The sequence below is a fragment of the Alcaligenes aquatilis genome (genome assembly GCF_003076515.1).
In the GTDB taxonomy this organism is placed as follows: Bacteria; Pseudomonadota; Gammaproteobacteria; order Burkholderiales; family Burkholderiaceae_B; genus Alcaligenes; species Alcaligenes aquatilis.
The window spans coordinates 2,141,237-2,163,408 of sequence record NZ_CP022390.1 but is presented as its reverse complement, the minus strand read 5'-3'; the positions used below and the strand labels follow the sequence as shown (position 1 = coordinate 2,163,408).

Genomic DNA, 22,172 nt, shown 5'->3' with positions numbered 1-22,172 from the left:
CCAAATTTTAAATACGGAAAATATAATCATGGCAATTACTGACGTTCTGGTTCCCCAACTTTCTGAATCCATCTCCGAAGCAACCTTGTTGGAGTGGAAAAAACAACCTGGCGAAATGGTTCAGGCTGATGAAATCCTGATCGAAGTCGAAACCGACAAGGTTGTCCTGGAAGTTCCCGCTCCTGCCTCGGGCGTGCTGAGCGAAATCGTCAAGGCCAACGGCAGCACCGTTACCTCCGGCGACGTACTGGCTCGTATCGACTCCGAAGGCAAGGCCAGCGCTGCTGCTCCTGCCGCTGCCGCTGAAGAAGCTGCGCCTGCGGCTGCCCCAGCCGCTGCTGCTCCTGCCGCCAGCTCCGCCGCTTCCTCGGTCGCTTCGCCTGCCGCTGCCAAGATCCTGGCTGAGAAAGGTGTGGAAGCCAGCTCCGTGGAAGGTTCCGGTCGTGGCGGTCGCATCACCAAGGGTGACGCCCTGGAAGCCAACGCCGCTGCTGCCAGCAAGCCTGCTGCCGCTCCTGTTGCTCCTGCTACGTTGTCCCTGGACGGCCGCCCAGAGCAGCGCGTGCCCATGAGCCGTCTGCGTGCTCGTATCGCCGAGCGTTTGCTGCAATCGCAATCCGAAAACGCCATGCTGACCACGTTCAACGAAGTGAACATGCAAGCGGTGCTGGATTTGCGCAAGAAGTACAAGGATCAGTTCGAGAAAGAGCACGGCGTCAAGCTGGGCTTCATGTCCTTCTTCGTGAAAGCCGCTGTGGCCGCTTTGAAGAAATACCCCGTGCTGAACGCTTCGGTCGATGGCAAAGACGTGATCTACCACGGTTACTTCGACATCGGTGTTGCTGTTGGTAGCCCACGCGGTCTGGTGGTACCTATCCTGCGTAACGCTGATCAAATGTCGATTGCTGACATCGAAAAGCAAATCGCTGACTTCGGTGCCCGTGCTCGCGACGGTAAACTGACCCTGGAAGAAATGACAGGCGGTACCTTCTCGATCTCCAACGGTGGTGTGTTCGGCTCCATGCTGTCCACCCCGATCATCAACCCACCTCAGTCCGCCATCCTGGGCATTCACGCCACCAAGGACCGTGCTGTGGTTGAGAACGGTCAGATCGTGGTTCGCCCCATGAACTACCTGGCTATGTCCTACGATCACCGCATCATCGACGGCCGCGAAGCCGTTCTGGGTCTGGTAGCCATGAAAGAAGCGCTGGAAGATCCTCAGCGTTTGTTGCTGAACGTCTAAGCACGTGGTCGTTTCAGTCTAGTATGTTTACGGCCAAGTGCTTGTTTCTAAGCCTTGGCCGGCTTTGTTTAAGGCCCTGGGGGCGGATTTACACCGCCTGATTCTTTCCCGCCTGACTTCTGGACGGTCCAGTCTGCCTTTTTCACATTTATGGAATTTTTATGGCTAAGCAATTTGATGTTGTCGTAATTGGTGCCGGCCCTGGTGGCTACATCGCCGCTATCCGTGCTGCTCAACTGGGTATGAGCGTCGCTTGCGTGGACGCCTGGTCCACCGCTGAAGGCAAACCCGCTCCTGGCGGTACATGCACCAACGTAGGTTGCATTCCTTCCAAAGCCTTGTTGCAGTCGTCCGAGCATTTCGAGCATGCCAATCTGCATCTGGCCGAGCACGGCGTGGATGTCAAAGGTGTGTCACTGAACCTGGACAAGCTGGTCGGTCGCAAAGACGTCGTCGTCAAGCAAAACAACGACGGTATCTTGTACCTGTTCAAAAAGAACAAAGTTAACTTCTTCCACGGTACCGCCTCCTTTGGCGGCAAGGTTGATGGCGGCTGGTCGGTGAACGTGGCCGGTGCCAACGCCGAAGAGCTGGTTGCCAAGAACGTCATCATCGCTACGGGTAGTTCGGCTCGTGCCTTGCCGGGCGCCGAGTTCGACGAAGAGCAGATTCTGTCCAACGACGGCGCTCTGCGTCTGCCCAAGGTTCCCAAGAAGCTGGCCGTTATCGGCGCCGGTGTGATTGGTCTGGAACTGGGTAGCGTGTGGCGTCGCCTGGGTGCCGAAGTCACTATTCTGGAAGGGGCTCCCGAGTTCCTGTCCGCTGTGGATCGCGATGTTGCCAAGGAAGCCCTGAAAGCGTTCACCAAGCAAGGTCTGAAGATCAATGTGGGCGTGAAAGTTGGCGAAATCAAAAAGACGGCCAAACAGGTCACCATCAATTACGTGGACGCCGCTGGTGCCGAGCACAAGCTGGAAGCCGACAAGCTGATCGTCTCCATTGGCCGTGTGCCTAATACCGCCGGTCTGGGTGCAGATACTATTGGTCTGAAACTGGATGAGCGTGGTTTTGTGGTTGTGGACGACGATTGCGCCACCAGCCTGCCAGGTATCTGGGCGGTGGGTGACGTGGTCCGTGGCCCTATGCTGGCCCACAAAGCCGAAGAAGAAGGTGTGGCGGTGGCCGAGCGTCTGGCTGGTCAGCAACCTCACGTCAACTTCGATACCGTGCCTTGGGTTATCTACACCTCCCCCGAAATTGCTTGGGTTGGCAAAACCGAGCAGCAGTTGAAAACCGAAGGCCGTGCATACCGTGCGGGCAGCTTCCCCTTCCTGGCCAACGGCCGTGCCCGCGCACTGGGTGACACCACCGGCTTTGTGAAGGTTCTGGCTGATGCCAAGACTGACGAAGTCCTGGGCGTACATTTTGTGGGCCCTGTGGCTTCTGAGCTGGTGGCTGAAGCCGTAGCAATCATGGAATTCCGTGGCGCGTCTGAAGATATCGCCCGTATTTGCCATGCTCACCCAACCCTGTCCGAAGCCCTGAAAGAAGCGGCCTTGGCAGTGGACAAACGCGCTCTGAACTTCTGATAGACTTTCAGGGTGTTGTTGGAAAAGGGCGGGCACAGGCTCGCCCTTTTTTTCGTCACGAAAGGCTGATCAAAGCAGTCTGTACAGGCTGTGATGCGTGAGATAATTGACCGCGCAGTATGCTCAGGCCCTGCATCAAAAGCAGTACTGCTGTGGACCGCAGTGCATGCTGGCAGACCACCACCTGTCCTGGACAGGTTCTTTTATTTTCAGTGATATGAATGTTCGCGAGTATTACCATCAGGCTTTAGCGGAAAAAGGCTATCGTGCCGACCAGGCACAGGAGCAAGCTATAGACCGGTTGCAACGCTATTACGACGAGTGGGTGGAGTTTCGCAAAATGCGCTCCGGTGCCTTGCGTCGTATGTTTTCCCGCCCGGAAGTGCCGCGTGGTGTGTACCTGTGGGGTGGCGTAGGGCGCGGCAAGAGCTTCCTGATGGACGCCTTCTACCTGACGGTGCCACTCAAGCGCAAAACCCGGATTCACTTCCACGAGTTCATGCGCGGCGTACACAAGGAACTGAATCAGGTCAAAGGCATGAGCGACCCATTGGATGAGGTCGCCAAGCGTATCGCCAAGCGTTATCGTCTGATCTGTTTTGACGAGTTCCATGTCTCGGATGTGGCCGATGCCATGATTCTGTACAAGCTGTTGCTGGGCCTGTTCGAGCGCGGTACGTCCTTTGTGATGACGTCCAACTACGAGCCCTCCACGCTGTATCCGGAAGGTTTGCATCGCGACCGCATTTTGCCCGCCATTGCGCTGATCCAGAAGAATATGGACATCATGAACGTGGACACCGGTGTGGATTACCGCCGCCGTGCGCTGGAGCAGGTGAAAACCTATCTGACGCCATTGGGGCCAGAGACCACCGCCGAGCTGCAATCCATGTTTACGGCCTTATCGGACACCGCCCCCCAAGAGCCTGTACTTAGCATCGAGAACCGTGATGTGAAAGCGGTGGCCTTGTCAGGCTCGGCTGTGTGGTTTGATTTCGAGACCCTGTGCGTTAGCGCACGTTCGCAGAACGATTATCTGGAACTGGCCAACCGTTTCCAGACCGTGATCCTGTCCGACGTTCCCCGTATGACAGCCCGTGATGCTTCCGCTGCACGGCGCTTCACCTGGCTGGTGGACGTTTTTTACGATCACAAAGTCAAATTTATTATGTCCGCGGCGGTGCCCGAGGAAGAGTTGTATGTAGATGGCCCCATGGCCAATGAGTTCCACCGTACTGTCTCGCGGTTGATGGAAATGCAATCGCGCGAGTACCTGGAGTCAGAACGGCGCCAGGCAGTTATTTTGTAGGTCTTGGGCGCGGCCGGTGGCCAATGCACCTGATACCTGACCCTGACACGTAGTTTTATAAGCGTATTTTTTATCATGACGACACGAGTACTGACCGGCGTTACAACGACCGGTATTCCACACTTGGGTAACTATGCCGGGGCGATTCGTCCTGCTATCCGTGCTAGCCAGCAAGCCGATGTCGACGCATTTTTCTTCATGGCGGACTACCACGCCCTGATCAAATGTGACGACCCGGAGCGCGTAGCCATTTCGCGCCGTGCGATTGCCGCCACCTGGATAGCCTGCGGCCTGGATGTGGAAAAAGTAACGTTTTATCGCCAATCTGATATTCCTGAAATTCCCGAACTGTCCTGGATGCTGGGCTGCGTGACGGGCAAGGGTTTGATGAACCGTGCGCACGCGTATAAAGCCTCCGTGGATAAAAACGAGGCGGCTGGCATGGAGCCGGACGACGGCGTGACCATGGGCTTGTTCAGCTATCCCGTGTTGATGGCGGCTGACATCTTGATGTTCAACGCGCATAAAGTGCCTGTGGGCCGTGATCAGGTTCAGCATCTGGAAATGGCGCGTGATATCGCCAAGAGCTTCAACCATTTGTATGGTCGCGGCAAAGAGCTGTTTGTACTGCCTGAGGTGCAGGTCGAGGAAGATGTGGCTCTGTTGCCGGGCCTGGACGGTCGCAAGATGTCCAAGAGCTATGACAACACGATTCCCCTGTTTGAAGGTGGTGCCAAAGCGCTGAAGTCCGCCATCGCCCGCATTGTGACGGACTCCAAAGGCCCGGGTGAACCCAAGAACCCGGATGACTCCCACCTGACCGCCTTGTACAAGGCCTTTGCGACGCCAGAGCAGACTCAGATCTTCCGCCAGCAACTGATCGAAGGGATGGCCTGGGGCGAGGCCAAAGAAGCTTTGCATCAGGTTCTGGAAACCATGATCGCCCCCATGCGCGAGCGTTATGAATCTCTGATGGCTCGCCCTCAGGACATTGAAGAACTGCTGCAAGTGGGTGCCCGCAAGGCTCGTGCCTATGCAACGCCTTTTATTCACGAATTGAAGGCCGCTGTGGGCCTGCGTGACCCGATCAGCGTGGCGGCTACCAAGACTGAAACCAAGGCCCGTAAAGCCCGGTTTGTGAATTTTCGCGACGAAGATGGCACGTTCCGTTTCCGCCTGCAGGATGCGGCCGGACATGAGTTGTTCCTGTCGCGTTCCTACGCTGATCCCAAACAGGCGGGCGTGGCGATCAAAGGTTTGCAGACTGAGGCGTTCGCCGAGGTCGTCAAACAAGATGGCTCGGAACTGCAAATCCATTGTGCCGGAGAGGAAGTCGCTCGCGTATCGGCAGATCTGCGTGATGCACTCGAAGCCGCTTTGGATTCGATGCGAGACTAAGTCGTGTGCCGGTGGCAGGATTGATTCTTTGCAAAGAACTTGCCCAGGATTGATCCTAGGTTGGATGCAGTAAGTCTCTTTGTGCCACCGCACCCTACCTTGAAGCACGTTTGAAAATAAACAGCCCCAAAAACGAGATGTTCATCTCACGTTTGGGGCTGTTTTGTTTTTTACTTTTTTATCAATACCTTGAAAGGTGGTTGAAGATAAAACCTGTGGCAGAGATATCCTGGGTATTGGCTTCAGCTACAAAGGCTACTCTGCATTTGCAGCTCCCTAAGGCAAGGGTTCAGGTCTGAGTCGTAGACCGCTGATCCCAGTTCTGGCTGGCCAGCTCCAATGCTGCAATATCTTCTGCACAGATCACGTCGCGCAAGGCCGTGAATTTTTCCTCTGGCCAGTCATATATTCTTAAGGCCAGCAGCCGCTCAATGCTTGCCTCATCAAAGCGTTTTCGCACGGGCACAGCCGGATTCCCGGCCACGATGGTATACGGTGCCACGCTCTTGGTCACAATCGCCCCCGAGGCCACCACAGCGCCTTCACCAACCTCGACACCGGGCATGATCATGGCCCGCATACCGATCCAGGCACCGTCCTGGATGTGGGTGTCACCTTTGCCCACATAGGCGTCCGTAATCTTGTCCACGAAGGGATACAGGCTGAACCAGTCCATGCGATGGGTATGGTTGCCGCCCATCAGAATCACGGCCTCGGCACCGATACATACGTAGTCGCCAATATGTAGCTGGTCCACCGGCCATTGAGAGTCCCAGGTCTTGCGGCTGTATTCGTCCCCGTACAAGTAACGCACCACGCTTTCTTCAAAACTGCCGGTCCAGGCATGGCTGTAGTAGCTGTGTGTGCCACGTATATGAATATTGGGATTGGATACGGTTTCGTGCAGGAGTTCGACCTGCGACCAGTGCTTTTGCACCATGCTTCTCCTTCTGGACCTTGCCGTGCTGGTTCTGGCTTTGCGCCAGTAAGGGCAAAGTGGGCTGTTCGTATTGAAGCCAAGCGAGGCTAGGAGGCTCGTTTGGTTGACCTTGATGGCGCGACTCGTCCAGTGCGCGTTGAGGCGCTTTGTATTCAAACCAGCCATAAAGCATCAAGCCCTGCGTAAACATTCATGCAGGGCTTGATGATGGGCTTAGGCCGGCAGGAATAGCCGCCTTATTCGGCTGGCTGGGCCGGAATATCCAGCTTTTCACACAGACTCAGAATTTCTTCCAGGCTCTCGCGTTTGACCACGATCAGTTGAAACTCCTCGTCATAGCTTTGGGCAAACTCCAGCAGACAGTAGGAGGGGTGAAACTCCTGCAACTGCTCGTTCGCCCATTGGAAAAAGCCATCTACGTCCTGAAAAGGCATGTCGTCGTAGGGAAAGGCGGGCAGGTCCTGATTTTCAAACGCGGCCAGAATTTCTTCCCACAGTTCATCGACGGTATCGGCCAGGGCCAGATAATCATCCAGTTCGTAGCTGATGGCCAGGATCAGAGCACCATCCGGATCGTGTTCCATCAGGTTCTGCGCGTGCTTTCCATACGCCTCACCCATCGCTGCCGGGCTGGCGCTGGCAGTCAGCACGGACCGGCTGATGGCTGCAATATCCTCTTCCTTCTGATCAAATCCGGTCAGCAGATTGAGCAGACGCGTCAGTTGGGAAAGGCGCTCGGTCTCAGTCATGGCTTATCTCCGAAGTTTGCTAAAGGCCGCTGCCATGGCACCGGTTGGTGCTGGTTCAGCTTGCCGGTTGGGGCGATTGTTTCCAGAGCGGCGTTGGGGAGCGTTGCTCGTGCTGTTGGAACCACGCACTGGGGCGCTGTCGTCGTTCAGGCGCATGGTCAAACCGATACGCTTGCGGGCGACATCCACTTCCTGGACTTTAACCTTAACCGTCTGACCCACGCGAACCACATCACGCGGATCTTTCACAAAGGTATCAGACAGAGCCGAGATATGCACCAGACCGTCCTGGTGTACCCCTACATCCACAAAGGCACCAAAGTTGGCCACATTGGTGACCACGCCTTCCAGAATCAGACCGGGCGTCAGGTCATTCAGGGAGTTGATGCCTTCCTGGAACTTGGCCGTCGTAAATTCAGGACGGGGGTCGCGACCGGGCTTTTCAATTTCGTTAAAAATATCACGCACGGTGGGCAAACCAAAGCGTTCATCCGTGAAGTCTGAAGGGGACAAACCTTTCAGTGCGCCGGATTTACCCATGACATCGCTGGCTTCGGTCTGCAGACGCTCCAGAATACGGGCGGCAACCGGGTAGGCTTCGGGGTGAACCGCCGAGGCGTCCAGAGGGTTGGCTGCGCCGGGAATACGCAAAAAGCCCGCTGCCTGCTCAAAGGCTTTTTCACCAAAGCGGGGCACGTCACGCAACTGCTTGCGGCTTTGGAAGGCACCATTTTCGTCACGCCAGGTGACGATGTTTTTGGCCAGCGTGTTGTTCAGGCCGGAGACGCGTGCCAGCAGGGGAGCAGAAGCGGTGTTGACGTCCACACCCACCGCGTTAACACAATCTTCGACCACGGCATCCAGGCTGCGAGCCAGTTCGCGCTGGTTCACGTCGTGCTGGTATTGGCCAACGCCAATGGATTTGGGGTCGATCTTGACCAGTTCGGCCAACGGATCTTGCAGGCGGCGGGCGATGGAGACGGCACCACGCAGGCTGACATCCATATCAGGAAATTCCTGGGCAGCCATTTCCGAAGCAGAGTACACCGATGCCCCTGCCTCGGACACGACGACGCGGGTTAGCGGCAGTTGCGGGAAGGCCGACTGCAGGTCAGCCACCAGTTTCTCGGTTTCGCGCGACGCTGTGCCGTTACCAATCGCGACCAGTTCAACTTGGTGGCGAGTAGCCAGACCGGCCAGGGTACGAATCGCTCCTTCGCGGTCACGACGGGGCTCAAAGGGGTAGACGGTGGCCGTATCCAGCACCTTGCCGGTTGCATCGATCACAGCGGCTTTCACGCCGGTACGAATGCCTGGGTCCAGGCCCAGAACGGCTTTATTGCCCGCAGGGGCGGCCAAGAGTAAATCGCGCAGATTGGCGGCAAACACGCGGGTGGATTCCTGCTCAGCTTGTTCGCGCAGACGACCAATCAGCTCGGATTCAAACGCCGTCAGCAACTTGACGCGCCAGGTCCAGCGGCAGACCTCGGCCAACCAGTGGTCACGTGGGCTGGCGTCGGCGGAAAAGTCAGCGCCAATATCGGTCAGCTCTGCCACTTTCAGCACACAAGGGTGGGGCAAGAGCTGATCCTGTTCGGGGTTCAGGCCCAGGCGCAGGTCCAGCGCACCTTGCTGACGGCCGCGCAACAAAGCCAGCACGCGGTGAGAAGGCAGTTGGCGCAGCGCTTCGTTAAAGTCGAACCAGTCGCGGAATTTGTCACCTTCCTGTTCCTTGCCTTCGGCAACCTTGGAGTACAGGTGGGCGGACTTCCACAGATAGTCGCGCATGGCTTCCAGCAGGTCGGCTTGCTCGGCAAAGCGTTCGGCCAGAATGTCGCGGGCACCGTCCAGAGCAGCTTTGGTCGTGTCGATCTTGGCTTCGGCATTCAGATAGCCTTCGGCCAGTGCCAGAGGGTCGGCATCCTTCTGGGCCAGAATGGCGTCCGCCAGCGGCTCCAGACCGGCCTCGCGGGCAATCTGGGCACGGGTACGACGCTTGGGCTTGTACGGCGCGTACAAGTCTTCCAGACGCTGCTTGGTGTCCGCCGCCAAAATGGCTTGCTCCAGCTCGGGCGTCAGTTTTTCTTGCTGGCGGATCGATTCCAGAATGGCATGACGACGCGATTGCATATCGCGCAAATAGATCAGGCGCACTTCCAGATCGCGCAGGACATTATCGTCCAGGCCACCGGTGGCTTCCTTGCGGTAACGGGCAATAAAAGGGACCGTGGCCCCGTTGTCCAAGAGCTCAACCGTCGAGGCGGCTTGTTGGATGCGGATGTTCAGTTCAGAGGCCAGTAGCGCCAGAATCTGTTGGTGATCCTGTTGCTGGGCGAGGGTTTCCACAGTCATTTCAGTTATGGGTCCATCGTTGTAAAAGGGTCTGCAAGCGCCGCATTTTGCCATAAAGACCGGCAGCGACCCAGAATTGGCAGGTATCATCTTGTATGTATTCCACTGTGATTGTAGACAGTTCTGTCATTCGTCACCTCTCCCTGAGCGGTTTTGCCCCATGTTGTTGCAGGATTATTCCGATATCTTTTCTCCCCAAGGCCCTCTGGCAGAGTCTGTCCCGCACTATCGTCCGCGGCAGGCTCAGTTGGAGCTGGCCCAAGCCATCAGCGAGACGGTCGCCGATTCTGGCGTACTGATCGCCGAGGCGGGCACAGGCACAGGCAAGACCTGGGCCTACCTGGTTCCGGTGTTCATGCAAGGCGGTAAAGCGCTGGTCTCGACCGGAACGCGTACCTTGCAGGACCAATTGTTCCGTCGGGATATTCCCCACCTGCGTAAAGCGCTGGCTTTGCCGGTCGATGTGGCCTTGCTCAAGGGCAGAAGTAATTACGTCTGTCATTACCATTTGGAACGGTTGGGGCAGGATGACCGGGCTCTGAAGTCTCGTGCGGAAATCGCTTATCTGCGTGCTATCCAGCTCTTTACAGAGCGTAGCCGTAGCGGCGACAAGGGTGAGCTGGCCGAAGTCCCCGAAGATGCGGATATTTGGCACCGGGTCACCTCAACGCGGGATAACTGCCTGGGGCAGGACTGTCCCTTTGTGCGCGACTGCTTTGTGATGAAGGCCCGCCGTCATGCTCAGGATGCCGATGTGGTGGTGGTGAACCACGCCTTGTTCATGGCTGATTTGGCCTTGCGCGAAGAGGGTGTGACGGATTTGCTGCCCAGCGTGGATCTGGTGGTGTTTGACGAAGCGCACCAACTGCCCGACGTGGCCACCCGTTTTTTGGGTAGCAGCGTGTCCTTGTATCAACTGACGGATTTGTGTCGGCAGATAGAAGCGGCGGGTCTGGCCCAGGCCCGTGAGACCGTGGACTGGAGCCAGGTCGCCCGCAAGCTGGAGCAAGCGGCTCGGGATTTGCATTTGCGTACCGCGTCGCTGGCGGCTCAAGGTGGCCGCGCCACTTTCCAGGCCTTGCCCGAGCCTGAGCTTTTTGATGAGGCGCTGGAGCATTTGCTGGAGACCTTCGATAAGGTCATCAAGATGCTGGCTATGGTGGCTGAGCGCCATCCTGATCTGGCAGCAGCGCATAAAAGTGCCTTGGAGATACGTGCACGCTTGTTCCAGTGGAGTCAGCCAGATCGCCAGGGCCGCCACGCCTATCTGCCAGAAAGTGAAAAAGATGAAGACCAGCCCGACGAATTCGTGCGTTGGGTAGAAAGTGGCCAGCACTATTTGCGTTTGCACAGTGCGCCTTTATCGGTGGCCAAGATTTTCTCGCGTTACAGAGGCAAGGAGCAGTCCTGGGTGCTGACCTCGGCGACCTTGTCGGTACATGGGGATTTCAATCATTTCAAGCGGCAACTGGGCTTGTTCGATGCCCGCACCGAAGCCTGGGCTTCACCGTTCGACTATCCGAATCAGGCACTGTTCTATGTGCCCAGCACCTTGCCGCTTCCCAGCCATCCGAATTTCAACCAGGCGTTCGTGGATGCGCTCATTCCGCTGATCAAGGCGGGTCAGGGCGGTGTGCTGGTGCTCTGTACGACCTTGCGTTCGGTCGAGCGGATTGCGGATATGCTGCGAGACCGATTTGATCGGGAAGACATAGAGCGCAATGTGCTGCGCCAAGGGGAGCGTTCGCGCCAGGTTCTGCTGGACGAGTTCCGTGCGCGTGGCAATGCGGTGTTGGTGGGCAGTGCCAGCTTCTGGGAGGGGATTGACCTGCCCGGTGATGCCTTGACACTGGTTGCGATCGACAAGCTACCCTTTGCTCCGCCGGATGATCCGGTGCTGGAAGCTCGTATCAAAGAATGCAAGGACAGAGGCGGGAATCCCTTTATGGAATACCAGTTGCCCGAAGCGGCCATTGCCTTGAAACAAGGGGCTGGGCGCCTGATCCGTACCGAGCGCGACTGGGGCGTGCTGATGGTGGGCGATACCCGTATTGTCGAGAAACCCTACGGCAAATTGCTGTGGCGTGGTTTGCCACCTTTCGCTCGGACTCGTGATCCTGCTCGTGCGCTGGCGTTTTTGCGGGAGCAAAAGGCCAAGCGGCAGAGCGATGAAGCAGGGCAAGTGACGATGGAGGACGGCCTGGAGCAGCCGTAAGGAGACAGTCGACCGACTGGTTTCTTGCCCCCAAACATAGTCCAGGCCAATCCTGGTGAGGTGTCTGTGTCCAAGGGCAGGGAATGCGTTTTGTTTTCTGAGTACAATCACGGCCATGGCTAACCTTGCTTACCTCACACTGAAACCGGTTAATTACCGGGGCGCAGCCATGCCTCGCGGACACTTTCATTCCGTCACACCCCCTTAGGGGGCACTAGCGCGGCAAGAGCGCTCTTTCCTTGCTTTGTCCTTTTCTCTGTCTGTCGCTGTTTGCCGCGACGGGCATGCCCATGTTTTTGCCTTGCGTGTCCAGACGGTGACTGTTTAGCTGGATACGGTAAGCGCGTCTCTCTTCTTTGCTAAATGCGGTGTTTATGTTTATTGAAAAAATCAGAACGGAATGGTTCTCCAACGTTCGGGGTGATTTGCTGGCTGGCCTGGTGGTGGCATTAGCCTTGATTCCGGAAGCCATTGCGTTCTCCATTATTGCCGGTGTGGATCCTAAAGTTGGCCTGTATGCCTCTTTTTCTATCGCGACGCTCATCGCTTTTGTCGGTGGCCGACCAGGCATGATTTCGGCTGCGACCGGGGCGATGGCCTTAGTGATGGTGACGCTGGTGAAAGAGCATGGGCTCGACTATTTGTTGGCGGCGACCATTCTTGCAGGGATGCTGCAAATGTTGGCTGGCTTTTTTCGCCTTGGGCAGCTTATGCAGTTTGTCTCGCGCTCGGTCATCACTGGCTTTGTCAATGCCCTGGCGATCTTGATTTTTATGGCTCAATTGCCGGAGTTGACGAACGTCACCTGGCCTGTTTATGCCATGACGGCGGCTGGGCTGGTCATCATTTATGGATTGCCTTATATCACCAGGGCAGTGCCTTCGCCCTTGGTGGCCATTGTCGTTCTAAGTATTGTCTATATGGTTTTTGAGCTGGATATCCGCACCGTGGGTGATATGGGGGCCTTGCCTGACAGCCTGCCCAGCTTTTTGATCCCGCAGGTTCCTTGGACATGGGAAACACTGCAAATCATTTTTCCTTACTCTGTCACCTTATGTGTTGTGGGTCTATTGGAATCCTTGATGACGGCCACTATCGTGGACGATATGACCGATACCACGAGCAACAAAGACAGAGAGTGTGTAGGACAGGGTATTGCCAATATCGCCACGGGCTTTGTAGGAGGGATGGCTGGCTGTGCCATGATTGGGCAATCGGTGATCAATGTGAAATCAGGTGGGCGTGGCCGACTGTCCACCTTAACAGCGGGCGTTGTGCTGTTGATACTGGTTGTCTTTCTGGGGGAGTGGGTCAAGCAGATACCGATGGCTGCCTTGGTTGCCGTGATGGTGATGGTGTCCATCAGCACATTCAATTGGCGTTCAATCAAAGACCTGGTCGTGCATCCCAGAACATCCAGTGTCGTCATGTTGGCGACGGTGGTGGTCACTGTTGCCACCCACGACCTGGCCAAAGGAGTGCTGACAGGTGTCCTGTTCTCCGGGGTATTCTTTGCACACAAGGTGCGCCGCATTTTGCACATCACCTCAAGCCTTAGCCAAGATGGCCAGACACGTACTTATATTGTTTTCGGGCAGGTGTTTTTTGCCTCGGCAGAGAACTTTTTTTCAAAGTTCGACTATCAAGAGAAAGTGCCGCATATCTGTATTGATGTGAGCCAGACACGATTTTGGGACTTAAGCTCGGTTGCGGCCTTGGATCGGGTTGTGTTGAAGTTGCGTCGTGGCGGTGCCCAGGTGCAGGTGCAGGGGCTCGATGCCAGTAGCACGACAATGATCGAACAGTTTGCTCGTTACCCCAGCAGTGACGGTGCGAGTCCCGTAAACCCTCATTAAATAGCGTGGCCGGCGCTGGATGCGCCGGCCTTAACTGCCATCGTCTGCTCCTTCCTGGGTTCTGAAGGGGACATTTCAGTCCCGGTCGTGCACCTCCAGCCCCACGCAATTGCCTGGAAATAATAATTCAAGCTTAAACAAGAATCTGGGTGCGACGCAGGGTAATCCCCATCCTTCAAGACATTGACGCTCTACATCAAGCTAACTACCATCACAACATACAGATATGTATGTTATGAATCCACTTATGTTTGGTGAAGCGAATGACGACAGAAAAAACGATGCCGCGGGTGATGCGTTTCAATGATTTGGCGTTCCAGCCTCGACAGGAAAAGCCCGAGATGGCGCAGTTGGCGGAGATTGTGGGTGAGCAAGATGGCACGCCTCTCAGTGCTGGTTATGCCCGTCTGAGCAAGGCGCGAATTGAATGGACTGTGCTTTACGACGAAGTGGTCACGGTAATTGAAGGCAGCATCAATATTCATACCCCGCAAGGTGTTTTGAAAGCAGGGCCCCTTGACTGCGTTTGGCTGCCCGCAGGTACTCCCCTGATCTACGAAGCAGAGTCTGCTCTGATCCATTATTGCCTGCATCCCAGCAACTGGGCCAGCGCACGGACGGCCGCATGAGCACCAAGAAAATTATGCACCTGCCGGAGAACGACAAGACCAATGGGTGGAGTCGGCTTCTGGCGCCTCGCATGGCCAAGCCAGCCTTAGGTAAAGATATACAAGCCGATTGGGTGATTGTTGGCGGTGGTCTGGCCGGTTTGGCCGCAGCTCGTCGCCTGGCAGAGAATCGTCCCGATGACAGCATCGTGGTGCTGGAAGCGGATCAGGTGGGTGAAGGGGCTCAAGGCCGAAACTCCGGCTTTGCGATTGATAGCCCTCATAACGTTGGCAGTTCCATGGGCGAACTGGACGCCGCCCGCTCGCACGTGCGCTTGGCGCGTACGGCAATTGCTTATCTAAGAACCCAGGTCGAGCGTTACGGTATCGAGTGCGACTGGAGCCCCATCGGGAAATTCCATGCGGCGGTTTCCGAGGAAGGCGTAAGCACAACCCTGAAGCCTACGCTTCAGGTGCTGGAGTCCTTGAAGGAACCGCATGAGTGGCTGGACGGTAAGGCTTTGCACGATAAGCTGGGATTCAAGCATTTCCGTACAGGTATTTACACCCCAGGCACGGTGCTGCTGAACCCGGCTGCTTTATCGCGTGGCCTGGCTGACAATATGCCTCCCAACGTCACCGTCTACGAAAAAACGCCGGTGTTGTCTTTGCAGCAAGGTGATGGCGTCACGCTGGACACCCCCGGCGGCAAAGTTCGTGCAGGAAAGATGATTCTGGCCGTGAACGTGTTCGCGGAGCAGTTTGGGTTTTATAGCGGCAAGCTGATGCCGATGGCCGCTCATGCCAGCTTGACTCGTTGCCTGACCGAAAGCGAACAGCGTGAATTGGGCGGTTTGCCCAGCTGGGGTTTGACGCCCGCCAATGCGTTTGTAGGTATCACCATGCGCCGCACCAATGACCAGCGCATTCTGATTCGCCAGCACATGACGTACGCCCCTAATTTGCGTAGCGATGACCAGAGCCGTCGCCGTGTTCGCATCGAGCACAAAACCCTGTTTGATGAGCGTTTCCCGAATCTGAAGAACGTGGAAATGGAGCACACCTGGACGGGCTTTATCTGCTTGTCCCGTAACGGCTCGCCCGGCTTTGGGCAGGTGGCGCCACATGTGTACTGCGCGGTGTGTCAGAACGGGGTGGGGCTGACCAAAGGTACGATCTCCGGCATGTTGGTGGCGGATCTGGCCTGTGGCGTGGATAACCCTTTGATTGCTGACATGCAGGCTCTGGGGCAACCCGATGCTTTGCCGCCACGGCCGTTTCTGGATGTGGGGGTCCGGGCCCGTTTGGGCTGGGAGTTGTGGCGACACCGAGCAGAAGCCTGACAAGTGAAGTTTGAACAACAAATTTAAAAGAGATACCCAGGAGGAGTTATGACGCTTTTGAGCAAGACTTTGCTGACGGTGATGTTCAGCCTGAGTGTGGCCACCGTGTCCGCACAAACCATGCGCATTGCAACAGACTCGGGCGCGCAGGGTTCGCCTAGCGGTGACGCTATCGAAAAATGGGCCGCGTTGATTAAAGAGGGCACGCAAGGCGCTTTGTCGCCACGCGTTTTTTATCAGAACCAGTTAGGAGGTCAGGAAGAGGTGTTCGATCAGCACATAGCGGGGGATGTGCAGTTGATGTTGAACTGGCCCATGACTTCCTATGACAAGCGCATTGCGGTGATCTATACGCCTTATATGTTCACCACCTGGGAAGAAGCCCTGGCTGCTTACCAGCCGGGTGGCTGGCTGAATGAAACGCTGGATAGTGTTTACAAGGAAAATGGTCTGAAGTTCTTTGGTGCCTGGCCTGAAGGCTTTAATGGCGTTGCTACCAAAGGCAAACATGCGTTGACGGTGGAGGATGCCAAGAGCATCAAGGTACGGGTACCTCCAATCTCCATAATGCAGCAGTCTGTGCAAGCCATGGGTTACCAAACGGCCGCCATTGATTGGGGGGAGGTGTTCACTTCCATTCAAACTGGCGTGGTCGATGGCGACGCGGCCAATGTCATTTATTACGACTACGAGTATTTCCGCGACACCTTGGATTATTACGTGCGCAGCAAGCAGCAATTCATTACTGGTGTGCTGTCCATGAACCTGGAAGCTTGGGAGGCCCTGAAACCCGAACAACAGGAAGTGATTCAAGCCTCCGCCACCAGCATCATGCAAGAGCAGTTTGCCAAGGCCCAGCTAGCGGACGCGGCTATTGTGGAGAAGTGGAAGGCGCTGGGCAAAAACTACATTGAACTCGACAAGGATCAGCTGGCCGCATTGGGTACGCATGTCCGCGCCAAAGTCTGGCCATCGATGCACGCTGAAGTAGGCGAGAACATCATGGCGCATATCGAGAAAAACGCCTCGGCTCTCAAGTGAACACCTTGGATCAAGGGAGTATGAGCGTGAGTGAGGGTATCCCAATGAAGCGCGGGCCGACCCTGGTTGCCCTGGAATGGCTGGCCATTGTGTCAAGCATCGTGGTGGCGGCAGGTTTGGCCTATGTGGTGGCAGCACGTTACTACCTGAACTGGCCGGCAACAGGAGTGCACACCATTGTGATGGTGGCGGCGATCTGGCTGTACATGACCGGGGCGCTGATCGCCAGTCAGTCCCGTCAGCATCTGGTGGTGGACTATCTGTCACATCGTTTGAAAACGCCACAAGCGCGTGCCATTCACCGTTTTATTGTGTCGGTACTGGTACTGATTATTGTGGTGGCCTTCGCTTATTGGACCTTGCGCATGTTCATGTGGGGCTCCCGCTTCTCCGCCACCATGGCGGAGCTGTCGATTCCTGTCTGGGTGCCTCAGTCTGCAATTGGCCTGAACGCAGTCGGTAGCCTGTTGTATGCCTTGCGCGATGTTTATCAGTCTTTGATGGCCTTGCGCCAGGGAGACGATTGATTATGCATGCTGGATTTTCTGTTCTCTTGCTGCTGTTCCTGCTGGGGGTGGGGGTGCCGGTGGCCTGGTCCTTTGCTGGCACGTTGTTAATGTTGACCTTGGTCTATGACGTCAATTTGAATACCTTGATGCTGCAAGGATTCCGTTCCTTGAACTCCCTGGTTCTGCTGGCCTTGCCCTTGTTCATCATGGCAGGTTATTTGATGCAGGCAGGCGGGATTGCTCATCGTTTGGTGGGTTTTGCCGAAATGCTGGTCAAGAATCGTCGTGGTGGCATGGGGGCCAGCATGGTTCTGGCTTCCGGGGTGTTCGGGGCGATTTCGGGGACTGCCTCGGCGGCAGTGGCTTCCATTGGCACCATCTTGGTCGACCCCATGGAGCAACGTGGTTATCCTCGTCAGTATTCGGCGGCCTTATTGGGTATTTCCTCCTTGCTGGGCATTCTGATCCCGCCGTCCATTACCATGATTTTGTTTGCCGTGGTGACCCAGCAATCCGTGGTGGCCTGCTTTGCAGCGACGGTCGGACCGGGCTTGCTCTTGATGTTTGGTCTGATTTTGTTCAATTACGTCGTGGCTGGACGCTGGTTCAAGGAGTCGCCTGCTCAGCCTGCGCACGAAACTCAAGGGCGTTACTCGCTCAAAACCTTGTTCTATGCCATCCCCGCCTTATGTATTCCTGCCTTGATTCTGGGCGGGATTTATGGGGGAGTCTTCACGCCCACAGAAGCGGCTGCGGTAGCTGTTGTGCTGGTCATCGGTATTGGCTGCTTTGTGTACCGTGAACTGACCATGAGCAAGCTGTGCGACAGCTTTGTACGTACGGCAGAGACCACGGGGACGGTCATCCTGATCTTGCTGTTCTCTTTCCTGATTGGCCGAATTCTGGTTGCGCAAGGCGTGCCACAGGACCTGGCCACTTTTGTAACCGGTCTGGTCGATAGTCCCATCGGAATTCTTTTGATGGTGAATATCTTTCTGGTTCTGGTGGGCATGATTATCGATGACGTGTCCTTGACCGTGGTGGTGGCTCCCTTGCTGCTGCCGTTGGTGGGGGCGGCAGAGGTCAACCCGGTACAGTTTGCCGCGATTGTGGCATGTGCAGTAATCGTAGGTTCCAACAGTCCGCCGATGGCACCTGTGCTGTATATGTCCTGCCGTATCAGTAAAGTAGCGGTACACCGCTCTTTTAGTCCGGCCATTGCCATGATTGTGTTTGTAGCCATTCCGGTTCAGTTGATTACCACCTTTGTGCCCGCCGTTTCCTTGGCGTTTCCACGAATGCTGGGCCTGTTGTAAGAGGAGCGCCGGTATACTTTGGCGATTAAAGCGACTCTACAAGCAGGCGATATGAGCGATAAGGAATTGATTGAACGTGTGGCCCAAGCCGGGGCGTTGAGCGAGCCTAATGTGCATTTGACGCGGGCGGATTGGCTGGAGGCCGCCATTCGCTTGTTTATGCAAGAAGGTGTGGAGGCGGTGCGCATCACCCGTCTGGCCCAGGTTATGGCCGTCACACGGGGAAGTTTTTATTGGCATTTCAAGGACAGGGACGATCTGCTTGATGGGCTGGTCGGTTTTTGGGAGCAAAAGAATATGCGCTCTACCATGCTGGCGCTAGAGAATGTGGACAATTTGCAAGATGGCATGTTGTCGCTGTTCTCCACCTGGCTGGACGTGTCCCGTTTCGAACCGGGTCTGGATATGGCCATGCGTGATTGGGCAAGGCGCTCCGAGCGGGTGCGTCAGGCGGTAGCGCGGGCGGACAAGGCTTGCATGAATGCCTTGGCTAATTTCTTTCAGCGTATGGGGTTGGAACAGATAGAAGCTCAGACCCGAGCACGGACAACGTACTTTTGTCAGATTGGCTATTACTTGATTGGCCTGCAGGAAAATCTGGAAGATCGTATGGTGTATTTGAATGACACCATGAAGATCTTGGGTGGCCAGCCTTTGGATCCGGCCAAGGCCAAGGCTTTTGCAGAGCGCATGTATAGCGTGCAAAAGGACAATGCCAAGAAAGTGGTGGGATAGTTGGATGCTCTGGAGCCGGTGGGCGTCAGGCGTGCCTAGGGGGCCACAGAGGAAGGAGCGTCCTGACTGATAGTTCTTGCTCTGAGGAGCAGGGCAAAGCGAGTTGCCAAGGAATATCAGTTTGAAGTCGGGAAACTAAAAGGGCCGAATCCTGAAGAGGATTCGGCCCTTTTTGGGACTGCGTTCAGTGAGACGTTTTATTGCCGCTTCACAAAGGCAGTCCGTATCATCTTGTGCTGCTTTGCTGCAAGGCTTAGAACCAGTTGATGGGGTTCCAGTAGTTAACCTTGGTATCCAAGCCTTCCGTGAAGTATTTTGAGTCAGGGAAGTTTTGGTCCATCACGCGTTTGGTGGTGTCGCGCAACTCGGTCTGGCCCATCTTGTCGTAAGACAGGTACATCAGGTACAGCGCACGTTCGGCGATGGGCACACCCTTGAAGTCCGTAATAACGGTTTGGGCACGGTTAACAGCGGCAACGTAGGCGCCACGTTTGTAGTAGTACTCGGCCACATGTACTTCGTTCTGAGCGATGGTGCTGACCAGCCAGGTTAAACGTTTGGCGGCATCGGGTGCGTATCGGCTGTCGGGGTAGCGTTGCAGCAGATCGTTAAAGGCTTCGTAGGATTCACGCAGACCTTTAGGGTCACGCTCGCTGGGGTCCTGCTGGGTAATGTTGGACAGGGCAGCGCTAGGAGGCGTAAAGGAGATCAGTCCTTTCAGGTACAGCATATAGTCGGTGCCAGGGTGGCTGGGGTATTGCTTCTGGAAGCGGTCAATAGCGGCCAGGGCTTTGCCAGGCTCTTCGTCTTTCCAGTTAATGTAAGCCTGGTCGATCAGCGATTGCTGTGCATATGTGCCGAAGGGGTAGCGGGACTCGACGGCTTCCAGGCGGGTACGCGCGTCTTTCCAGTTGCCGGCCGACATTTCTTCACGGGCGTCTTTATACAAACGCTCGGCGGTCCAACCCGAGGTGGGGTCAACTTCTTTTTTGGTAGTGCCGCAGCCAGCAAGCAAAGTGGCAGCCAGCATTAATGCGGCTACTTGGGCCAGCTTGGTACCACGAATACGTGGCAAGTTCAGGTTCAGGCGAGTCACAAAAGCGTCCTTGGTGTTAGCATTGCTGCTCAATTATATGATTTGTCGCCATGCCTGACACAGATACTGAAAAAGATAGTGTTGTTTCTTCCGACGCACTGCGTTTTATCCTTCCCATCACTGCGTCTCCCGATCGTCTGGACAAGACTTTAGCGCGGTTACTGCCTCAGCATTCGCGCAGCCGTCTACAGTCCTGGGTCGAGAGCGGGCATGTTCTCGTCAACGGCCAGGCCGTCAAGGTCAAGCATACGGTTTACCCCGGTGATACCGTGCTGGTCTGGGAGCAACAGGCCCCAGAAGACATGGCTTTTGAGCCCGATGACGTGGACTTCGAGATTGTGGCTCAAAGTGACTCCTGGCTGGTGGTAAACAAGCCAGTCGGTCTGGTCACGCACCCTGGCGCGGGTAACTGGCGCGGCACCTTGCTCAATGGTTTGCTGTTTCGCTTTCCCACTTTGCGACAGGTGCCCCGTGCCGGTGTTGTACACCGGCTGGACAAAGACACTTCCGGCTTGCTGGTGGTGGCTCGCACAGAAGTCGCACAAACTCACTTTGTCCGACAACTGCAAGAGCGTAGCATGGGACGCCAGTATCTGGCGTTGGTCCATGGTGTCTTGCCGGGCCAGGGCTCGGTAGATGAGCCAATTGGACGCGATTTGCGCGTGCCAGTGCGCATGAGCACTGGGCCATCCGTTGCCCCCAAGCATGCTGTAACGCATTATCAAATGTTGCGTCAGGGTTATGCGGGTGAAGAAGCGGTGACCGAAGTGGCTTGCCGACTGGAGACAGGGCGTACCCACCAGATTCGTGTCCATCTCAGTTCGATCAAGCATCCCCTGCTGGCCGATACCCTCTATGGTGGCCGCGTGGTTGCGGGGGCACAGCGTCAAATGCTGCATGCGCACGTGCTGGAGTTTGAAGATCCCGATACGGGCGAGCGCCGCAGCTTCTCGGCAGAGCCACCGGCTGATTATCAGTCTGTTGTAGAGTCTATTGAATGGCACACTCAACGTTGATTTCTACGGTTAGCGGCCCCGCACAAGCGGGGCTGCTTTATTTTTGTACGACTCGGGCCGGTGGCGTCAGCCAGGACGAGCGCGACAGCCTGAACCTGGGCTTGAATACCGGCGACGATCCGCAGCGGGTGCAGGTCAATCGGCAACGGCTTGCGGACTTTTTGAGTGCGGAGCCCATCTGGTTGGCACAGGTACATGGTACAGACGTGCTGGATGCGGATCAGGAGGTCCTGCCTGCCGTGCCCAGGCAGTTTGATGCCGCTATCACCACGCGCCGGGATCGCACTTTGGCCATCTTGACGGCGGATTGCCTGCCGGTTGTCATTTGGGATGAGCAAGCCCAGGTGCTCGGTGTGGCCCATGCCGGTTGGCGTGGGCTGCAAGCCGGAGTCTTGGAAAATACCTGGCAGGCGATGGCCGCCCGTTGTCCCCAAGCGCAATCCTGGCAAGCCTGGATTGGGCCGGCGATTAGCCAGGAGCACTTCGAGGTCGGGCAGGAGGTCTTTGATGCCTATGTTCTGGACGAGCCTGAATTGGCCGCCTTTTTTATTCGGGGAAAGCGCCCTGGAAAATGGCAGGCGGATTTGCCCGGTATTGCACGCCACCGATTGGAAAAATTGAGCCTCGGAAAAATAACTGTGCATTTAAGTGGCCTGTGCACGTTTCAAGATAATGATTTGTTTTATTCTTATCGGCGCTCGCCCTTGACTGGCCGACAAGCCACGATTGCTCGCCTGAACCCGCGTTAACGGTTTTTTGCTCGTTTTTAAATACCATATGGAATTTTTAATTCCGTCTATTGGCGCGCCAGCCTAATTAATTACCCCAATTGACTGCCTTTGTGACGAACGTCA

General features: G+C 56.0%; 18 protein-coding genes. 14 read left to right on the top strand and 4 right to left on the bottom strand.

Annotation, left to right across the window (positions count from 1 at the left end; translation table 11 throughout):
- Window positions 1-28 precede the first annotated feature (28 nt).
- The 4 genes from odhB to CA948_RS09915 all read left to right on the top strand — a co-directional run bounded on the left by odhB (window position 29) and on the right by CA948_RS09915 (window position 5,542).
- On the top strand, window positions 29-1,246 hold the full coding sequence (gene odhB, locus CA948_RS09930; RefSeq protein WP_094195954.1) for a 2-oxoglutarate dehydrogenase complex dihydrolipoyllysine-residue succinyltransferase: 1,218 nt from the start codon (window positions 29-31) through the stop codon (window positions 1,244-1,246).
- 161 nt (window positions 1,247-1,407) lie between these two features.
- Window positions 1,408-2,835: a dihydrolipoyl dehydrogenase gene (gene lpdA, locus CA948_RS09925; RefSeq protein ID WP_094195955.1), complete on the top strand. Its 1,428-nt coding sequence runs from the start codon at window positions 1,408-1,410 to the stop codon at window positions 2,833-2,835.
- Between the two features lie 217 nt (window positions 2,836-3,052).
- Window positions 3,053-4,144, top strand: coding sequence for a cell division protein ZapE (gene zapE, locus CA948_RS09920; protein WP_162496938.1), 1,092 nt, complete (start codon window positions 3,053-3,055; stop codon window positions 4,142-4,144).
- Between the two features lie 75 nt (window positions 4,145-4,219).
- The gene (locus CA948_RS09915; RefSeq protein ID WP_108727917.1) at window positions 4,220-5,542 is read left to right on the top strand and encodes a tryptophan--tRNA ligase; all 1,323 of its coding nucleotides are present in this window, start codon (window positions 4,220-4,222) and stop codon (window positions 5,540-5,542) included.
- Between the two features lie 289 nt (window positions 5,543-5,831).
- Here the strand turns inward: CA948_RS09915 and CA948_RS09910 are convergent, their stop codons facing one another.
- The 3 genes from CA948_RS09910 to CA948_RS09900 all read right to left on the bottom strand — a co-directional run bounded on the left by CA948_RS09910 (window position 5,832) and on the right by CA948_RS09900 (window position 9,583).
- The gene (locus CA948_RS09910) at window positions 5,832-6,482 is read right to left on the bottom strand and encodes a CatB-related O-acetyltransferase (protein ID WP_094195958.1); all 651 of its coding nucleotides are present in this window, start codon (window positions 6,480-6,482) and stop codon (window positions 5,832-5,834) included.
- Window positions 6,483-6,718: 236 nt separating this feature from the next.
- Window positions 6,719-7,231: a hypothetical protein gene (locus CA948_RS09905; protein ID WP_094195959.1), complete on the bottom strand. Its 513-nt coding sequence runs from the start codon at window positions 7,229-7,231 to the stop codon at window positions 6,719-6,721.
- Window positions 7,232-7,234: 3 nt separating this feature from the next.
- A complete protein-coding gene (locus CA948_RS09900; RefSeq protein ID WP_108727916.1) occupies window positions 7,235-9,583 on the bottom strand; it encodes a Tex family protein in 2,349 nt (782 codons plus the stop codon).
- Between the two features lie 160 nt (window positions 9,584-9,743).
- On the opposite strand from CA948_RS09900, the gene CA948_RS09895 reads away from it, so the two are divergent.
- From CA948_RS09895 to CA948_RS09860, 8 genes are all read left to right on the top strand, one after another.
- Window positions 9,744-11,798: a DNA repair helicase YoaA gene (locus CA948_RS09895; protein ID WP_108727915.1), complete on the top strand. Its 2,055-nt coding sequence runs from the start codon at window positions 9,744-9,746 to the stop codon at window positions 11,796-11,798.
- A 374-nt stretch (window positions 11,799-12,172) separates the two neighbouring features.
- A complete protein-coding gene (locus CA948_RS09890; protein ID WP_094195962.1) occupies window positions 12,173-13,654 on the top strand; it encodes a SulP family inorganic anion transporter in 1,482 nt (493 codons plus the stop codon).
- A gap of 263 nt (window positions 13,655-13,917) precedes the next feature.
- A complete protein-coding gene (locus CA948_RS09885) occupies window positions 13,918-14,283 on the top strand; it encodes an ethanolamine utilization protein EutQ (protein WP_230019153.1) in 366 nt (121 codons plus the stop codon).
- A complete protein-coding gene (locus CA948_RS09880; protein WP_108727914.1) occupies window positions 14,280-15,605 on the top strand; it encodes an NAD(P)/FAD-dependent oxidoreductase in 1,326 nt (441 codons plus the stop codon). Before CA948_RS09885 ends, CA948_RS09880 begins: the two co-directional genes overlap by 4 nt.
- A gap of 48 nt (window positions 15,606-15,653) precedes the next feature.
- Window positions 15,654-16,646, top strand: coding sequence for a TRAP transporter substrate-binding protein DctP (gene dctP, locus CA948_RS09875; RefSeq protein ID WP_094195964.1), 993 nt, complete (start codon window positions 15,654-15,656; stop codon window positions 16,644-16,646).
- A gap of 20 nt (window positions 16,647-16,666) precedes the next feature.
- Window positions 16,667-17,173: a TRAP transporter small permease gene (locus CA948_RS09870; protein ID WP_108727913.1), complete on the top strand. Its 507-nt coding sequence runs from the start codon at window positions 16,667-16,669 to the stop codon at window positions 17,171-17,173.
- A gap of 2 nt (window positions 17,174-17,175) precedes the next feature.
- Complete coding sequence (locus CA948_RS09865) at window positions 17,176-18,471, top strand: TRAP transporter large permease (RefSeq protein ID WP_108727912.1); 1,296 nt, start codon at window positions 17,176-17,178, stop codon at window positions 18,469-18,471.
- A gap of 51 nt (window positions 18,472-18,522) precedes the next feature.
- Complete coding sequence (locus tag CA948_RS09860) at window positions 18,523-19,206, top strand: TetR/AcrR family transcriptional regulator (protein WP_108727911.1); 684 nt, start codon at window positions 18,523-18,525, stop codon at window positions 19,204-19,206.
- Between the two features lie 253 nt (window positions 19,207-19,459).
- On the opposite strand, the gene CA948_RS09855 is transcribed toward CA948_RS09860, so the two are convergent.
- Window positions 19,460-20,257 carry an outer membrane protein assembly factor BamD gene (locus CA948_RS09855; RefSeq protein ID WP_199827906.1) on the bottom strand — a complete coding sequence of 266 codons (798 nt, stop codon included), beginning with the start codon at window positions 20,255-20,257 and terminating at the stop codon, window positions 19,460-19,462.
- 95 nt (window positions 20,258-20,352) lie between these two features.
- Between CA948_RS09855 and CA948_RS09850 the strand changes: the two genes are divergently transcribed.
- Both CA948_RS09850 and pgeF read left to right on the top strand, forming a co-directional pair.
- A complete protein-coding gene (locus CA948_RS09850) occupies window positions 20,353-21,318 on the top strand; it encodes an RluA family pseudouridine synthase (RefSeq protein WP_094195969.1) in 966 nt (321 codons plus the stop codon).
- Entirely contained in the window at window positions 21,300-22,067 is a 768-nt protein-coding gene (pgeF, locus tag CA948_RS09845; RefSeq protein ID WP_108727910.1) for a peptidoglycan editing factor PgeF, read from the top strand. The genes CA948_RS09850 and pgeF overlap by 19 nt, the downstream gene beginning before the upstream one ends.
- Window positions 22,068-22,172: the final 105 nt, after the last annotated feature.

Bases quoted from the DNA above. Each gene is read 5' to 3' on its own strand.
- odhB (WP_094195954.1), top strand. From the start codon at position 29: ATGGCAATTACTGACGTTCTGGTTCCCCAACTTTCTGAATCCATCTCC.
- lpdA (WP_094195955.1), top strand. From the start codon at position 1,408: ATGGCTAAGCAATTTGATGTTGTCGTAATTGGTGCCGGCCCTGGTGGC.
- zapE (WP_162496938.1), top strand. From the start codon at position 3,053: ATGAATGTTCGCGAGTATTACCATCAGGCTTTAGCGGAAAAAGGCTAT.
- CA948_RS09915 (WP_108727917.1), top strand. From the start codon at position 4,220: ATGACGACACGAGTACTGACCGGCGTTACAACGACCGGTATTCCACAC.
- CA948_RS09910 (WP_094195958.1), bottom strand. From the start codon at position 6,482: ATGGTGCAAAAGCACTGGTCGCAGGTCGAACTCCTGCACGAAACCGTA.
- CA948_RS09905 (WP_094195959.1), bottom strand. From the start codon at position 7,231: ATGACTGAGACCGAGCGCCTTTCCCAACTGACGCGTCTGCTCAATCTG.
- CA948_RS09900 (WP_108727916.1), bottom strand. From the start codon at position 9,583: ATGACTGTGGAAACCCTCGCCCAGCAACAGGATCACCAACAGATTCTG.
- CA948_RS09895 (WP_108727915.1), top strand. From the start codon at position 9,744: ATGTTGTTGCAGGATTATTCCGATATCTTTTCTCCCCAAGGCCCTCTG.
- CA948_RS09890 (WP_094195962.1), top strand. From the start codon at position 12,173: ATGTTTATTGAAAAAATCAGAACGGAATGGTTCTCCAACGTTCGGGGT.
- CA948_RS09885 (WP_230019153.1), top strand. From the start codon at position 13,918: ATGACGACAGAAAAAACGATGCCGCGGGTGATGCGTTTCAATGATTTG.
- CA948_RS09880 (WP_108727914.1), top strand. From the start codon at position 14,280: ATGAGCACCAAGAAAATTATGCACCTGCCGGAGAACGACAAGACCAAT.
- dctP (WP_094195964.1), top strand. From the start codon at position 15,654: ATGACGCTTTTGAGCAAGACTTTGCTGACGGTGATGTTCAGCCTGAGT.
- CA948_RS09870 (WP_108727913.1), top strand. From the start codon at position 16,667: ATGAGCGTGAGTGAGGGTATCCCAATGAAGCGCGGGCCGACCCTGGTT.
- CA948_RS09865 (WP_108727912.1), top strand. From the start codon at position 17,176: ATGCATGCTGGATTTTCTGTTCTCTTGCTGCTGTTCCTGCTGGGGGTG.
- CA948_RS09860 (WP_108727911.1), top strand. From the start codon at position 18,523: ATGAGCGATAAGGAATTGATTGAACGTGTGGCCCAAGCCGGGGCGTTG.
- CA948_RS09850 (WP_094195969.1), top strand. From the start codon at position 20,353: ATGCCTGACACAGATACTGAAAAAGATAGTGTTGTTTCTTCCGACGCA.
- pgeF (WP_108727910.1), top strand. From the start codon at position 21,300: ATGGCACACTCAACGTTGATTTCTACGGTTAGCGGCCCCGCACAAGCG.